This is a genomic window from Candidatus Paracaedimonas acanthamoebae (assembly GCA_017307065.1).
Classification (GTDB): Bacteria; Pseudomonadota; Alphaproteobacteria; order Caedimonadales; family Caedimonadaceae; genus Paracaedimonas; species Paracaedimonas acanthamoebae_A.
The window spans coordinates 57,094-72,524 of sequence record JAFKGL010000014.1 but is presented as its reverse complement, the minus strand read 5'-3'; the positions used below and the strand labels follow the sequence as shown (position 1 = coordinate 72,524).

Annotated in this window: 17 protein-coding genes; 7 read left to right on the top strand and 10 right to left on the bottom strand. The window is 37.2% G+C overall.

Going from position 1 to position 15,431, the window contains the following annotated elements; all coding sequences use genetic code 11:
* Window positions 1-56: 56 nt before the first annotated feature.
* Window positions 57-782 carry an acetoacetyl-CoA reductase gene (gene phbB, locus J0H12_03325; protein MBN9412943.1) on the bottom strand — a complete coding sequence of 242 codons (726 nt, stop codon included), beginning with the start codon at window positions 780-782 and terminating at the stop codon, window positions 57-59.
* A 261-nt stretch (window positions 783-1,043) separates the two neighbouring features.
* Between phbB and J0H12_03320 the strand changes: the two genes are divergently transcribed.
* Together J0H12_03320 and J0H12_03315 are read left to right on the top strand one after the other, a co-directional pair.
* A complete protein-coding gene (locus J0H12_03320) occupies window positions 1,044-1,958 on the top strand; it encodes an EamA family transporter (GenBank protein MBN9412942.1) in 915 nt (304 codons plus the stop codon).
* Window positions 1,959-2,125: 167 nt separating this feature from the next.
* Window positions 2,126-2,647, top strand: a complete 522-nt coding sequence (locus J0H12_03315) for a hypothetical protein (protein ID MBN9412941.1) — start codon at window positions 2,126-2,128, stop codon at window positions 2,645-2,647.
* Between the two features lie 52 nt (window positions 2,648-2,699).
* Here the strand turns inward: J0H12_03315 and atpC are convergent, their stop codons facing one another.
* The 9 genes from atpC to rfaD form a co-directional block, all read right to left on the bottom strand.
* Window positions 2,700-3,113: an ATP synthase F1 subunit epsilon gene (gene atpC, locus J0H12_03310; GenBank protein ID MBN9412940.1), complete on the bottom strand. Its 414-nt coding sequence runs from the start codon at window positions 3,111-3,113 to the stop codon at window positions 2,700-2,702.
* An 18-nt stretch (window positions 3,114-3,131) separates the two neighbouring features.
* Entirely contained in the window at window positions 3,132-4,547 is a 1,416-nt protein-coding gene (atpD, locus tag J0H12_03305; protein MBN9412939.1) for a F0F1 ATP synthase subunit beta, read from the bottom strand.
* Between the two features lie 35 nt (window positions 4,548-4,582).
* Window positions 4,583-5,479 carry a F0F1 ATP synthase subunit gamma gene (locus J0H12_03300; GenBank protein ID MBN9412938.1) on the bottom strand — a complete coding sequence of 299 codons (897 nt, stop codon included), beginning with the start codon at window positions 5,477-5,479 and terminating at the stop codon, window positions 4,583-4,585.
* Window positions 5,480-5,496: 17 nt separating this feature from the next.
* Window positions 5,497-7,026 (bottom strand): F0F1 ATP synthase subunit alpha, encoded by a 1,530-nt coding sequence (locus J0H12_03295; protein MBN9412937.1) that lies wholly within the window; start codon window positions 7,024-7,026, stop codon window positions 5,497-5,499.
* Window positions 7,026-7,565, bottom strand: coding sequence for a F0F1 ATP synthase subunit delta (locus tag J0H12_03290; GenBank protein MBN9412936.1), 540 nt, complete (start codon window positions 7,563-7,565; stop codon window positions 7,026-7,028). The genes J0H12_03295 and J0H12_03290 overlap by 1 nt, the downstream gene beginning before the upstream one ends.
* 426 nt (window positions 7,566-7,991) lie before the next feature.
* Window positions 7,992-8,753: a peptidoglycan editing factor PgeF gene (gene pgeF, locus J0H12_03285; GenBank protein MBN9412935.1), complete on the bottom strand. Its 762-nt coding sequence runs from the start codon at window positions 8,751-8,753 to the stop codon at window positions 7,992-7,994.
* The gene (locus J0H12_03280) at window positions 8,747-9,805 is read right to left on the bottom strand and encodes an SAM-dependent methyltransferase (protein ID MBN9412934.1); all 1,059 of its coding nucleotides are present in this window, start codon (window positions 9,803-9,805) and stop codon (window positions 8,747-8,749) included. Before J0H12_03280 ends, pgeF begins: the two co-directional genes overlap by 7 nt.
* Window positions 9,792-10,601: a prolipoprotein diacylglyceryl transferase gene (locus J0H12_03275; GenBank protein MBN9412933.1), complete on the bottom strand. Its 810-nt coding sequence runs from the start codon at window positions 10,599-10,601 to the stop codon at window positions 9,792-9,794. The genes J0H12_03280 and J0H12_03275 overlap by 14 nt, the downstream gene beginning before the upstream one ends.
* Before the next feature lie 3 nt (window positions 10,602-10,604).
* Window positions 10,605-11,591: an ADP-glyceromanno-heptose 6-epimerase gene (rfaD, locus tag J0H12_03270; protein ID MBN9412932.1), complete on the bottom strand. Its 987-nt coding sequence runs from the start codon at window positions 11,589-11,591 to the stop codon at window positions 10,605-10,607.
* Between the two features lie 88 nt (window positions 11,592-11,679).
* On the opposite strand from rfaD, the gene J0H12_03265 reads away from it, so the two are divergent.
* The 5 genes from J0H12_03265 to J0H12_03245 all read left to right on the top strand — a co-directional run bounded on the left by J0H12_03265 (window position 11,680) and on the right by J0H12_03245 (window position 15,425).
* Window positions 11,680-11,841: a hypothetical protein gene (locus J0H12_03265; GenBank protein MBN9412931.1), complete on the top strand. Its 162-nt coding sequence runs from the start codon at window positions 11,680-11,682 to the stop codon at window positions 11,839-11,841.
* A 78-nt stretch (window positions 11,842-11,919) separates the two neighbouring features.
* Window positions 11,920-12,423 (top strand): YbjN domain-containing protein, encoded by a 504-nt coding sequence (locus J0H12_03260; GenBank protein ID MBN9412930.1) that lies wholly within the window; start codon window positions 11,920-11,922, stop codon window positions 12,421-12,423.
* Window positions 12,424-12,449: 26 nt separating this feature from the next.
* On the top strand, window positions 12,450-13,010 hold the full coding sequence (locus J0H12_03255; GenBank protein MBN9412929.1) for a TetR/AcrR family transcriptional regulator: 561 nt from the start codon (window positions 12,450-12,452) through the stop codon (window positions 13,008-13,010).
* Between the two features lie 67 nt (window positions 13,011-13,077).
* A complete protein-coding gene (locus tag J0H12_03250; GenBank protein MBN9412928.1) occupies window positions 13,078-13,230 on the top strand; it encodes a hypothetical protein in 153 nt (50 codons plus the stop codon).
* Between the two features lie 410 nt (window positions 13,231-13,640).
* Window positions 13,641-15,425 carry a hypothetical protein gene (locus tag J0H12_03245; protein ID MBN9412927.1) on the top strand — a complete coding sequence of 595 codons (1,785 nt, stop codon included), beginning with the start codon at window positions 13,641-13,643 and terminating at the stop codon, window positions 15,423-15,425.
* Window positions 15,426-15,431 lie beyond the last annotated feature (6 nt).

Genomic DNA, 15,431 nt, shown 5'->3' with positions numbered 1-15,431 from the left:
CTAAATCGTATTTTTTACCCTAACAAAAAGTCAAATTCTCTTTTTAGGATTAATTTTTATACCATATATTGACCACCATTAATAGAGAGAGTCGAGCCCGTAATGAATCCAGCTTCTTCTGCGGCTAAGAATACAACGGCTCTTGCGATCTCTTCTGGTTCCCCTAATCTACCAACAGGAATTTGAGCAACGATTTTATCTAAAGCTTCCTGGGGAACAGCCTTCACCATGTCGGTTGCAATATATCCAGGGGCTATTGCATTCGCAGTAATATTTTTTCTTGCATTCTCAAGAGCTAAGGCTTTTGTAAAACCTATAATGCCGGCCTTGGCAGCTGCGTAATTAGTTTGTCCTAATTGGCCTTTTTGGCCATTAATTGAACTAATGTTAATAATGCGTCCATAATTACGTTCACGCATTCCTTCTATGACAGCGTGTGTCATATTAAAACAAGAGAGAAGGTTGGTATTGAGTACTTTTGCCCAGTCTTGAGATGTAGACTTATGAAACATGCCATCCGATGTAATTCCGGCATTATTAACAAGAACATCAATGTTTCCAAGTTGTTGTTGAACTAAATGAAGACCTTTTATACAATCTTCATAATGAGTTACATCCCATCGAAAGACAGAAACATTAGTGCTTCTTCTAAAAGTTTCCGCGGCGACATCATCACTTTGATAAGTTGCAGCTACGCGATATCCAGCTTTCATCAGAGCTTGGGAAATTGAGGCCCCAATTCCTCTTGTTCCTCCCGTTACAACGGCAATACGTCCAGTCATCTTTATCCTCCCTTATTCTATAATCTAAGCATTTTATAACTTTTTAATAAACATGGTTTTTAGAGTCCAATCAGGAATCTAGGATTGAACTATTTTTATCAAAAATTTGTTAGAGCGTAGCAACAGGGGGTAAACGATTTATTAATAAAAAAATAATTTTTTGATAAGAAAAATGAATTTTAAATAATGTACTTGCCAAGTTATAAAAAGATTAATATATTTACGTTATATATATTATTATACATAAATACTTTCTTCGAGATGGTTCTTAAAGATATTTTTCTAGCTGTTCTTGTAACTTTTCTGTGGGGAACAAATTTTGTTGCAATAAAACTAAGTTTAGTTTCTTTCCCTCCTTTTTTACAACTTGCTCTACGATTTATATTTGCTTGTTTCCCGCTTATCTTTTTTGTTAAAAAACCAAATTGTTCAAAGAGCCTAATTTTCAAATTCTCTTTATTAATTTGGATTTGTCAATTATCTGGAATAGCTTTTGGGCTTTATCTTGGAATGCCTGCGGGTTTATGTTCTCTTCTTATGCAAACGCAAACTATTTTTACGGTCCTGCTTTCATCAATATTTTTCTATTATAAGCCTAAGAAATTAGAACTTGTGGGAATTATATTGGCATTTGCGGGAGTAAGTATGATCGCTCTTCATGGGCGGGGGCAGTTCAGCTGGATAACCTTCATTCTGATTTTATTTGCGTCCTTGTCTGTGGCCATGGGGAATTTACTTTTTAAGGGGCAAAATCAAAAAATAAATATGCTTTCGCTTATTATTTGGAGTTGTTTAATTCCGCCCATTCCAATGTTTTTTACTTCTTTTATTGTTGATGGTTGGGAAGCTATCTGCATAGCTTGCCTGACTTTTAAGTGGTCTTCGTTATTGGCCATCATTTATTCTTCATTTTTTGCAACAATTGTGGCAACGACCAGTTATACATATTTACTTGAAAAGTATGAACCTGCAAGGATTGTACCTTTTACAATGTTAACACCGATTTTTGGGGCTTTAGCATCAACCATTATTCTTGATGAAAAATTAACTCAAGAATGTTTTATTGCGGCAACTTTTATTATGGTAGGCTTACTTATTAATCAGCTTTCAAAAAGAATTCCAAGACAAGAAATATTTATAAAAGGAGTAGAAGATCCTCTTAAACAAGCTGCTTAAAAAACATTGAATAATTTTCAACTCTCTTTTTTTCATCGCACATTTTCTTATTTTTCAGGAACCTTTTTTTTGAATTAAGTTTAGGCAATTAATAAAGTTTTAAGTATTATCTTATAAATCTTGAGTGTAAGTTAGTGTTTCAATTTTATACAGGATGGAGAAATTTAATGTTTAAGAATTTATTTTTAGGAGCAGCTATCGCTAGTTTGTTGGGTGCAACAGTTAATGCAAATGAACTTCATGAGCATCACGCTTTTACAGCGGCTGACTTAGAAGTTGTTGCGAATGAAATTTTAAAAGAAATTAAAGATGGAACAATTGTTAAGGCTGAACAAAATGAAGCTTATGAACTCGTTGGTGCTCTTCAAGTTTGTGCACCTGTTGTGAAGCAAGCTTCAGAATTCCGTAAGGATGTTAAAGTTGAGCCAAAACAAGCGGATCAAACGCATGAAAAAGTGCAAGCAAGCGCAGATGATCTTTCCGCAATTATAACACATTTAATTACATCTCTTCAAGGCGGCGCAGTTGATGCAAAAGATCAAAGCAACGCACTTGGTCTTATCGGTGGTTTAAAAATGTGTAAGCCTGTTGTTGAAAATGTTTCAACTTTGCGTTCACATCAGCACCAAGAAGCAACAGAAAAGGCAGCTGCACCTGCAGCAGCAGAAAAGCCTGCAGAGACAAAGTAAAACTTTTTACTTGAATTTAGAAAGCCACTGCTTTGCAGTGGCTTTTTCTTATTTATTGATTCACACGCCGTAAAAGTTCAAGTTTTGAGCGAATGTAATCAAGATCACGTTTCAGAGCTGCTTTTTCTTCTTCTGTCCGGGCATTTTCAAGCTCTTGTTTCGCATATTTAATAGTTTCTTCAATCATTTCAGCATTCATTTCTGCGAGAAAAATACTTTCTTCTGCCAGAATTGTACAATCGGTCTCAGTGAGGTGGGCAAATCCATTAGCCACATAAACTCTTTCTTGAATATTGCCTCTATTATAAATCGTCACAAGACCTGGACGAAGAGTTGAAACCATCGGAGAGTGGGATGGTAACACGCCAAAATCACCTCTGCTTCCAGGAATGATAACCATCTCAATATCATCTGTAAAAAGAAGGCGTTCTGGAGAGACAATTCTGAAGTGTAATTTAGAAGACATTGCTTTACTTTTCGCCTTTTAAGAAATTAGCTCGGCTTTTTTAATAGCTTCATCAATCGTGCCAACCATGTAAAAAGCCATTTCAGGAAGATAGTCATAGCGTCCTTCAACAATACCTTCAAAGCCATTAATGGTCTCATTTAAAGGAACAAAAATCCCAGGAGTGCCTGTAAATATTTCTGCTACGTGAAAAGGTTGAGAGAGGAAACGTTGAATTTTGCGGGCACGTGCAACTGTTAATTTATCTTCTTCTGAAAGTTCGTCCATTCCTAAAATCGCAATGATATCTTGTAAAGATTTATAGGTTTGCAGGATACGTTGCACTTCTCGTGCAACGGTATAATGTTTTTCACCAACTATTGCAGGCGTTAAAATCCGTGACGTTGAATCTAAAGGATCAACAGCAGGATAAATACCGAGCTCGGCAATTTGTCGGTTGAGAACGGTTGTTGCATCAAGATGGGCAAATGACGTCGCAGGAGCAGGATCAGTCAAGTCATCTGCAGGAACATAAATAGCTTGGACGGAAGTAATAGAACCTTTATTGGTACTTGTAATACGTTCTTGGAACTCACCCATCTCGGTTGCAAGCGTGGGTTGGTAGCCGACGGCAGAAGGAATTCTTCCCAGAAGAGCGGAAACTTCAGCCCCTGCTTGTGTAAAGCGGAAAATATTATCAATAAAGAGAAGGACATCTTGATTTTCTTCATCTCTAAAATATTCAGCAATTGAAAGCCCTGTTAAACCAACACGGGCACGGGCCCCTGGAGGTTCGTTCATTTGTCCGTAAACAAGCGTTGCTTTAGAGTTAGTTCCTTTTAAGTCAATGACACCTGATTCAATCATTTCATAATAGAGATCGTTGCCTTCTCGTGTTCTTTCGCCAACCCCCGCAAAAACAGAATATCCACCGTGTGCTTTCGCAATATTATTAATAAGTTCCATAATAATGACGGTTTTTCCAACGCCGGCCCCTCCAAAAAGGCCAATTTTTCCCCCTTTCAAATAGGGGGCAAGAAGGTCAACGACTTTAATTCCAGTGACAAGCATTTCCGTTTGTGTTGATTGTTCTGTGAATTTCGGTGGTGCCCGATGAATAGGATATCTTTTTTTAGTTTTAATGGGGCCACGTTCATCAATAGGTTCACCAATAACATTCAGAATTCGTCCTAATGTTTCGGGACCTACGGGAATTTCAATTGTTTTCCCCGTATTGATAACTTCTTGGCCTCTCACAAGACCTTCTGTAGAGTCCAAAGCAATTGTACGAACGATATTATTGCCTAAATGCTTGGCAACTTCGAGTACAAGTAGTTGGTTCTGGTTTTGAACATGGAGGGCATTTAAGATAGAAGGAAGAGAACCTTCAAAGGCAACATCAACGACGGCACCAATTACTTGTTCAATTTTGCCTTTGGTTTCTTCATGTATCATTGATTTATCCTTCTTCATATTGCTTTAGGTTGCAGTTAAAGTGTTTCAGCCCCAGAAATAATTTCAATTAATTCTTTTGTAATATAAGCTTGTCGTGTCCGATTATAGGTAAGATTAATTGTTTTAAGCATGTCATTTGCATTTCGAGTTGCGGTGTCCATTGCAGACATGCGAGCACCTTGCTCGCTTGCCACATTTTCCAAAAGGGTATGATAAATTTGTACAGCTAAATTCCTGAATAAGAGTTGATCGAGAACTTCTGATTCTCCAGGTTCATATTCGTAAGGAGATTTTAAAGCTTGGGGAGCTTTATCAATTCGTTGTTGAGCCGGATTATCGTGCTCTAATTTAAAAGGAATAAGAGAAGTTAGAGTTACTTTTTGCTCGAGAGCGGAAATAAACTTATTGTAAATAATGCTGCACGCATCAAATTCTTGATTCTCAAATAAACTAAAAAGCTCTTTTGCGATGTTTGAGGCATCATAGAAGCGAGGTTTATCAAGAGCATCGACAGTTTGGATGATAAGCGGATGATAGCAACGGGAAAGTTGCTCTTTTCCTTTGCGTCCTATGCAATAGATTTTTACGTCCTGGTTTTTTGCTTGTAACTTTTTAATATGAGTCTCTGCCATTCGAACAAGGGAGGAATTAAAGCTTCCACTTAATCCTCGGTTAGATGTCGTGAGAATAATCATATGTGAGCGAGCTGGGGTGCGTCCAATAAAGGAAACAGGCAACTGAGTAGGATCTTGAATACGGGCAAGAAGGTCTTCTAACATCGTGGCCATGAGTTCAGTATAAGGTCGAGCAGCATAAGCTTGCGTTTGTGCTTTTTTTAGTTTTGCTGCTGCAATCATCTTCATGGCTGACGTTATTTTTTTTGTTGCCACGATACTGCGTTGGCGATCTTTAAGGTCTTTGAGGCTAGGCATTTTGCGTTATATACCTCTTAAGCAAAAAGACTTATAAAATGATCAAGAAATTGGATAAGTTCTTCTTCACGTGCTGAGGTGATAATACCTTTTTCTTGAATTTCTTGGACGAGTTCAGGTTTTTGATTTGACAGTGTAAAGAGCATCTCTTTTACAAAACGGCTAATATCGCTTGTTTTAATTTTGTCTAAATATCCTCGAACGCCAGAAAAAATAACAATAATTTGATCTCCCAAAGAAACAGGAGAATATTGTGCTTGTTTAAGCATCTCTGTGAGTCTTTCTCCTCTTGCAAGGAGATTTTGCGTTGCTGCATCGAGATCTGAAGAAAATTGAGAGAAAGCCGCCATCTCACGGTATTGCGCTAATTCAAGCTTAATCTTTCCAGAGACTTGTTTCATCGCTTTTACTTGGGCTGCTGAGCCTACACGACTGACGGATAATCCCACATTGATGGCAGGTCGAATCCCTTTATAAAAAAGATCCGTTTCAAGAAAGATTTGACCATCTGTAATTGAGATGACATTAGTGGGGATATACGCAGACACGTCACCGGCTTGCGTTTCAATGATTGGAAGAGCTGTCAACGAGCCACCACCAGATGCTTCACTCAATTTAGCTGCTCGCTCAAGAAGACGTGAATGAAGATAAAATACGTCACCAGGATAAGCTTCACGGCCAGGAGGGCGGCGTAAAAGAAGAGACATCTGACGATAAGCGACGGCATGTTTAGAAAGATCATCATAGATGATTAAAGCATGTTTGCCATTATCTCTGAAATATTCTCCCATGGCTGTTCCTGAATAGGGGGCCAAAAATTGCATAGAAGCAGGATCTGAGGCTGTGGCGACGACAACAGTTGTGTAAGCCATTGCGCCTTGTTCTTCAAGGATTTTTACAATCTGAGCAATCGTCGATTTTTTTTGACCTATTGCAATATAAATACAGTAAAGTTTTTCAGAATCAGAGGCAGTTTCATTTTTCTTTCTTTGATTTAGGATAGTATCAATGGCAATCGCTGTTTTTCCAGTTTGACGATCTCCAATGATCAATTCACGTTGGCCTCGACCAATTGGAACTAACGCATCAATTGCCATAATCCCCGTTTGCATAGGTTCAGTGACAGATTGACGCGCAATAATGCCTGGCGCTTTAACTTCAATGCGCGTTTTTTTTGTTCTTTCTAAAGGCCCTTTACCATCTAAAGGTTGACCTAAAGCATCAACGACGCGCCCTAAAAGGGAATCTCCTGTGGGAACTTCAGCAATCCGCCCTGTACGCTTTACAAGATCTCCTTCTTTAATCGCTGCAGTTTCGCCTAAAATAACGATTCCCACATTATCGCTTTCAAGATTAAGAGCCATACCTTGAATGCCTTGGGGGAATTCGACCATTTCACCAGCTTGAATATGATCAAGACCGAAAACACGTGCAATTCCATCACCTACTTCTAGCACATGGCCGATTTCTGAAAATTCTGTATTCAGGGCGAAATTAGTAATTTGTTTTTGAAGAATTGAGGTAATTTCGCTTGCTTTTAATTCCATTATGCAATCCTTTTAAGTGATTGGTAGAGCTTATTTAGTTTATAACTCAGAGTATTATCAAAAAGATAGGGGCCAATTTGGATAATATATCCGCCTAATAAGTTTGTATTGATATTTTCGTGTAAAATGATTTTTGAAGACAATTTTTGTTCAAGGAGAGTAATTAATAGCTTTTTTTGTTCTTCATTCATTTTGTGCGCAGAAGTAATATAAGCCTTTAAAATACCTTGAGATCGATCAAAAATTTCTTCAAAAGAGGCCGTAATATCTTGTAAAAGAGGGAGGCGTTTTTGAAGCGCAAGAACTTGTAAAAAGTTCGTGAATAAAGCTGAGAACCCAATCCTCTTTGCAAGTTCAAGAAGAGCATCAGCAACTTCTTTTTTGCTAAGAAGAGGCGTGTAGAGTATTTTTTCTAGGATTGCGTGTTGATTAAAAAGTTTTTTAAAGACATACAATTCTTGTCGAATTTTTTCGATTTCTTTACTTTCCGCAGCACTTTTAAAAAGCGCTTCGGCATATCTTTTTGAGGCTTGATTCATTGAAGGACTTTCAATTTTTAGAGCTCAAAAGAGTCAATAGGTTGTGGTTATTAATTTTCATACATTTTCTCTTTATATTTTTATCATATAGACCTCTCTTTTCGCAAGCGTATAAGCGAAGATTTTAAGATTGGAAAATCGTCATTTTCCCTGTTTAAAATCTTTAAATACAGCAAACGTTATTGTGTCATTTTTCCATATTATCTTTTATTTTTTTAAAACATAGTTTCTCCTTTATCTTTCACAGAATGATTAAACATAATTTAAAAAAGGCCTTTGATTCTTGAGGAGGTAAGATCAACCTTTATACTTTAACTATAGCAAATTATGAGCTTTTTGTCGAGAAAAATCGTTACATTTATCGAGATAAATATATTAAATAATTATTTATATTCAATAAGTTATTTTTGTATTTAAGGAATTATTTCACGAAAGAGAAGTGATCATAATTGCCGAGAGTTGGCATCCAAAATGAGCTTCATTTTGGTGTGTTGAACGACGACAACTGAAGAAAAGATCAGGGGTTGAATAGGTATCATGAGAAAGAACGTCAGTCATGTCGATGCCTTCTTGCCAGAGTTGTTCAACGACGATCCCTTTGAGATCGCAAAGATAACGGTTTGGCGTAAGGCTTGGTATGAAAAAGCTTGAGTATTGATCTTTAAAAGCTTCATAAACTTCTGGCCCAACTTCAAAATGTTTTTGACTAATGGCAGGACCTAAAGCAGCATAGATTTTTTTAGCACCGAGTTCTCTCATTTTTCGGGCAGTTTTCCCGGCAATATTTTTTAATGTTCCTCGCCAGCCAGAATGAACAGCGCCAATGAAGTTTGATTCAGAGTCGGCTAAAAGGAGTGGAATGCAATCTGCTGTTATGACGCTTAAAACAAGGTCTGGAGAACTTGTGATAAGGCTATCTACTTTGGGGAGTTTATGAAAATCAAAAGGGGAGGTCACATATAAAATTTCATCCTCATGAATTTGATTCATAAAGAGGAGAGGCTTATCATTAAACCATTTCATAGCGCGACGTTGATTTTCATCGATATTTTCCGCTGAATCTCCTTTTGATACACTTAAATTTAAAGAAGCATAAATTCCCTCAGAAACGCCACCTTGGCGCGTAAAAAATCCATGTTTAAGGTTGGAAATTGTTGAAAACACGGGAGATTGTAAAGGAGTTAACATGCTGAATAAACCTCAAGAACTTTAAAAAGAGTGCCCATTTGATGAGGGCTGAGCAACCGATGAAGCGCATGATTTATGATTTCACATTGTTGGGGAGATGCTTTTTGCATCACTTTATGAGCCCAAGGCTCAATCCCGCAAACTTTTAAAAAATCTCCTTGAGAAGACAAATTCTTATGAAGAGAAGGGAAGTGATCAAGCAAATTAAGAAGAGCTCCGAAATGAACATGAGCTGTCAGATCAGCTTCCCCTAAATGTTCAAGAGGAGAAATATAGTGATGTTGATAGAGGGCTTGAAAAGTATCTCCTGTGCCTTCTTTGTATCCATAATCAATGAATAAAGCGCCTCCTTGATGTTGAGTTAAGTATTGACTTATCTCTCTAACAACTTGTTCTGCTTCAGGGCATGTTTCAAAAATATCTCCTTCTTTTGCCTCAGAAGGAAAAAAGGAAGGATTAATCTCAGGAGGATTTTTTGTGAGGGAATATGTGAGAGATTCTGTTGTATCTATAGCGATGCCTCTTTCATGCCATCCAGTAGATGTTCGCATGTATTGGTGAATGGGGAAAACATCTAAGAATTCATTTGCAATCACAAAAAGAGGTAAACCTTGAGCTGCTTTTAGAGCTGATGAAAGAGCCTCAAACCACTGAGGTGAGTAGGCTGAAAGTTGCTTCTCTTGATGGGCTTTTAGATGTGGATTGATATCAACGAGATATAAATAAATCCCTTGGATAAAATCTGGACGCTGAGAAGTTAAGCGGAGTAAATCAGCAAGAAGAGTGCCGCGTCCTGGCCCAAGCTCAAGCAGGATAAAAGGAGAAGGTCTTCCTAGTTTTTCCCAAATATTTAAGAGCCAGAAACCAAGACTTTCACCAAAAAATTGAGAGACTTCAGGAGCGGTGATAAAATCATTTTGACTCCCAATGACGTGTTGTTGAGAATAATAACCATAGTGAGGATCATGAAGCGCAGTCTTCATAAATTCGGCAATACTTAGCCATTGGTCAGTTTTAAGACGGGTACGAAGATGATTTTCACATGGCGTCATAAGGAGGCGTTTTCTTCTGTGCAAAGACGATGAGACCGAAACCAAATAGAAGTAAAGGCAGTGTTAACCATTGGCCTAAGGTTGTTCCCCAGAGAAGGTAACCAATATGCTGATCAGGCTCTCTGAAACACTCAATAATAATGCGGGCGATCGCGTATCCAATAAGAAAAGCCCCGGATAATGAGCCTTGATATTTTTGACGCCAAGCAGTGAAACGGGTAATGCCAAAGAAGATGAGAAAAAGGAAGAGCCCCTCACTAAGGGCTTCATACAGTTGACTTGGGTGACGGGGGAGAGCATCAACATGGGGGAAAATCATTCCCCAATTATGTCCAGTTGCTCGGCCCCAGAGTTCACCATTAATAAAATTTGCTAGGCGACCAAAAAAGATCCCAATAGGAGCGGCACAAGCAGCTAAATCCATTAGCTCTAAAAAAGGAGTTTGGTATTTACGACAAAACCATAAAGATGCTCCCAAAAACCCAAGAAGACCTCCATGGAAAGCCATACCTGGTTGCCAGAGAAATAAAATTTCCCAAGGTTTATGAAAATAATATTCAGGTGCGTAAAAAATAGCATGCCCAAGACGACCCCCTAGAACGATTCCAATTGTGGCAAAAGAAATAAAGTCAGTGAGATTTTGAGGGGTGATTTTAAGTGGCTGCTTTTTAATGAGCCAAAGAGCATAGCGCCATCCCAAGAGAATTCCTGCGACATATGCAAGTCCGTACCAATGAATGGACAAAGGACCTAATTGAAGCGCAATAGGATTTATATTTGGATAAATAAAGGGCATGTATTACCTGTAAGGATTTGATTGAAGTAAATAATTTTGAATATATTGTTTAACTCCTTCTTCAAGGGATGTGAAGGGTTTTTGATAACCAACCTCTCGAAGATGGCTCATTTGTGCTTGTGTATAATATTGATATTTTTCTCTTAAACCTTCTGGCATCTCGATAAATTTAATTTTTGAAGGTCTGTTCAGAGCCTGAAAAACAGCGTTTGAGAGATCAAGAAAAGAACGTGCTTTGCCTGTTCCTACATTAAAAAGACCGTTAATTTGAGGATTTTTATAGAGCCAAATCATAATATCAACACAATCATCTACCCATATAAAATCGCGAAGTTGTCCCCCATCTTGATAGTGAGGATGATAAGATTTAAAAAGCCTTGCGTGAGAGTGAGTTTTTAAAGTCTCAAAAATATGACTGACGACGCTTTGTTGGGCTCCCTTATGATATTCATTAGGCCCATAAACATTGAAAAATTTAAGGCCCACACATTGAGGCGGAAGGGGCTTATATGCTTCTTGACGCGTCGCGATGCGAAGATCAAAAGCATGCTTACTCCATCCATAGACATTTAAAGGAAGTAATTTTCTAAGAGCCGTTACTTGTTGATTATCCTCAAAGCCTTCATTTCCGTCCCCATAAGTTGCGGCAGATGAAGCATAAATAAACTGTTTTCGATGGATGGTGCACCATTCAAGTAAATTTATTGAGAAGGTGAGATTATTTTCAATCACAAGATCAGCATCTGTTTCTGTTGTTGTTGAGATCGCTCCTAAATGAAAAATAGCCTTTATGTCATCAATATGAGAATTAAGAAAAGAAAACGCGTGGGAAGGTGCGACAATCTCAGCAAGATTACGGTGGCGTAAATTTTTCCATTTTTCGTCTTTTCCCAAAGTATCAATAGCGACTAACGGAGCTTGAGTTTCCTGTTCAAGTCTGGCAAGTAAATTAGACCCTATAAAACCAGCCCCTCCGGTGACAACTAACATGCACTCTTCCTTTATTGTTTGATCTTGTAGAAATATAAGCTGGCAATTAAGCTCTCGCAAGTTATAATCCAACAAGAAGGAGAATAAAATGCAAAGCGAAAATCGACTCTTTGATGAAGTTGCAAAAATGATGTGCAAACTAATGAGATCATTCTGCCAATTAAAGAAAAAATTATGTAAAACTGAACAGCATCAGTCTCAATCATCTCAAGAAAAGGCAATGCCTGAAGCAAAAATGAAGCAGCAATAGCTGCTGCGCGAATTCTCTTGGGTTATACCTTCTTGATATGGTATGTAATCACGTATTCTTATATCGGAGGTTTTATACTTGCCACGTCCATCCTCAAAATCGCTTGTTTCATCTAATAACCCTATTGATTTTATAGAAGAGACTTTAAATTCTGAAGAATGGCCTTGTTATCGATTGAGTTCTGAAGAGCTTTTAATTGAAATCCCTGGTCGTTGGTGTGACTATCGCTTGCAATTCATCTGGCAAGAAGATTTAAATATTTTACAACTCTTTTGCTTAATGGATATTCGTCTCCAGACAAAAGTAAAAACAGAAATTCAAGAATTATTGTGCCTGATTAATGAAAAATTAGCGATCGGTCATTTTGAAATGATGCCTGAAGAAGGTGTTCCAACTTATCGGTATGGTTATCTTCTTTTGAATGTGAAAAACTTAGCTATTGAAGTCGTTGAGGAGATGATTAATATTAGTATTGCCGAGTGTGAGAAATTCTATCCAGCTTTTCAATTTGTAATTTGGGGTGGAAAATCTGCAAAAGAGGCTGCATCTGTTGCAATGCTTGATACCGTAGGCGAAGCGTAGAGGCAAATAAGCTAAGGTTTAGATTCATGGAATCAACAGGAATACACTCTAAAATTATAGAGGCTACCTTAGAAATATTAGCACAGACATCTTGGGATGCCCTAACTATGGAAGAGTTAGCGGCAAAACTATCAATAACGCCGATTCAGCTTTATACAAACTTTCCGACTCGTTGTGATCTTCTGAAAGGTGTTGTGCAATTTATTGATGATAAAATGTTGGAGCTTTATGAAGAAGGGAATGAAGATCTCATGCTTCAAGAAAAGCTATTTGATATTATCATGTGCCGTTTTGAAGTCATGGAAGCCTATAAAAAATCTTTGAAAAATATTATTCTCACAATTTGGCGTGATCCAATCAGTTTTCCAAGTGGCGTTTTTTCAGGTCTTCACTCGATGAGCATAATTCTTGGGGCTGTCGGGGTTCCTATTGAAGGTATTAAAGGCAAACTTAATATCAAAATTCTTTCTTTTTTCTATCTTTATACACTTAAATTTTGGTTTGACGATGAAACACAAGACATGGCAAAGACCTTAGCGCATGTCGATAAAGGGCTCAAAAATATTATTGATTTTTTAAATATGTAATTTGTTAACACATCCTTAACCTTTTCGTTTGAGAATAGGTCCTGGCCAAGTTAAACAGGGGGGAAAAATGAAAAAAACAATTATATTATGGTCTTTGTATACATTTTCACTCGCGATTGCGAATGTTCTTCAGGCGAATTTTTGGGATCCCAGAGATGATAAGACAGATCAAGTCGTGGGCGAAGAAAAAGAAGTCTCTAAACAAGACGAAATAGAATAAGCATTAGGACAAAAAATAAAAAGGCTTCAAGGGATTTTGAAGTCTTTTTAAAAATTCTTTGATAGTGATTTTTAATATCTAATTAATTAATTTTTTTATTAATCATGAAGTTAAAAGTAATGAGTACAGGAAATGAATCATAAAATTACCAATTTAATTTTTATCTTTACAATTTTGACAATCGTTCATCATTTATATGCGGGAAATAATTTTAATCTCAGTAATAATGAAGAAATCTTAGTAGAAAAAGAAGAAGCTTAATTCAAGTTAAAAGGCTAAAAATTAAGATTAATAGAGCCAAGATCATACATCATTTTGACTGATTATATATCTCAAAAAAATAAAAAACTATTCTTGTCAGGAAGATAATCTCATATTAAGGTACTGAAAAACTTGGTTGGGGGCAAACAATGTTAAAAAAAATATTCCTATTATTAATCCTTATTTGTAAACCGATTTCTGCATCTTATATGGCTTCTATGGATGATAGCAGTGACGAAGAAAGTAGGCATTTAATTCCATCAGCGGCAGGAAGAGAAGCTGATGAAGGTTATAATTCTATGGTGATATCCTCTGCTATTGCAGGTCAGTTCTCTATTGAAGAAAAAGATAGTGATAAATTAGAAAATTGTATTCAACAGCGCGCCTTTACATTTGACGAACCTTTAAATCAAAAAATAGGTCGTTGGATAGGAGGATTCATGGGATTCGCCGCCGCGCAAGGATGGGATCCCTTAATAATTTTCACGCTTTTAAATTCTGTTTTATTGATGACTGGTTATAAAGTTCCGGTCGGTTCAAATCTCGATTGGGTGATAATTGGTGCTATAACAGGCCTATTAACGCCTGCGACATCAACTCATTTAGGAGAAGGTTTTGCTGAAGTTGCATCACATTCTTACCTTTTGAAACGTATGCCAGTCGTCAATAGATTACCTATCATAAGGAGAATTGAATCACCCTTAGAAATTCCTGAGTCTTATAGACTAGAAGGTAAATCAACTTATTTTAAATTATTGAATGCTATATATGCCGGAGCCTGGAGTGTCATTTATGCTTCTGTTTTATCTGGTCTTGAGCATAAAAAAGAAAATCGTCTTCTTTTCTGGATCTTTGTAGGGCCATATGCTCTTTCTAAGTTTTCCCAATTATATAAATATACATCCGCTGCCGCAAAAAAACATATAAGGTGGGAAAAGCATCGTGGTGAAATTGAAATAACCAAAATTAAGCGGGGGACTATAAGACAGCACTTAGAGACTTTGAAGTTACACGAGCGTGGAGATAACGAGATAGATGAGACTTATAAGTCTATCAGTTCTAAGGAAGTGAGTATTCCAGAAAAGATTGGCGCTTTGAATAGAAACGGAAAAGCCCGTCTTATTCCGATTCAAGATATAAGTAAAGGTCAAGTTGATTTTGATATGCATGAGAGTTTAAGTAACTCTAAGGAAAAAAACAATTATACTGAATTAGACGTTAATAGACATATGTCACAGTCTTTAAAAGATAAGACTGTCACGCGCTTAACAAACGTTATTTCTTGTGGAGCTATAATTTCTCGATATTTCTTATATTCTTGGCTGATAGATTATTCTTTTGGAGCTTGGGGAATTACTGAAGGATTGGCAAGAAATATACTTACCTATGGAGGAGCTGCTATCTTAGATATTGTTGCGACCTTTTTTGAAGAAGGTGGTATTCAAGAATACTTTAACTCTATTTTTAAAAACGATTTTCCCTACTGGTATGCTGAAAATCACCCGAAAATACGACGCACGATTGGAATCAGTAGTCTTATTTTGGGAGGGGTTCTTGCAATACCAGATTCTTGGTATGCATGGACTAAATTAACAGCTTTACCAAGAGGAGATTTAAAGACAGAAAACCATATTGATAATGATATAAGAATCCCAATTTTATTGTTTATGGTGTTTGATGGTTGGCCTAGAAATGGAGCTTTCCTGGCATCAGGATATGATGAGTTTATCTCAAATGCACGCCACAGAGGGCGTCAATTATTTTCGTGTCTATCTTGCCGCCGTATCAAGGCAATTGGGCGAGGAGATAAAATTGATCGAATCAGTAGAGCGGCTAAAAAACTTCAAGAAGTTGTTGATGATTTAAATCCAGACGGAGTAGACCAAATATATGATTGGCTCTTTAAAGGTCCTTCAGTAAATGGGGTGCAATAGGAAATA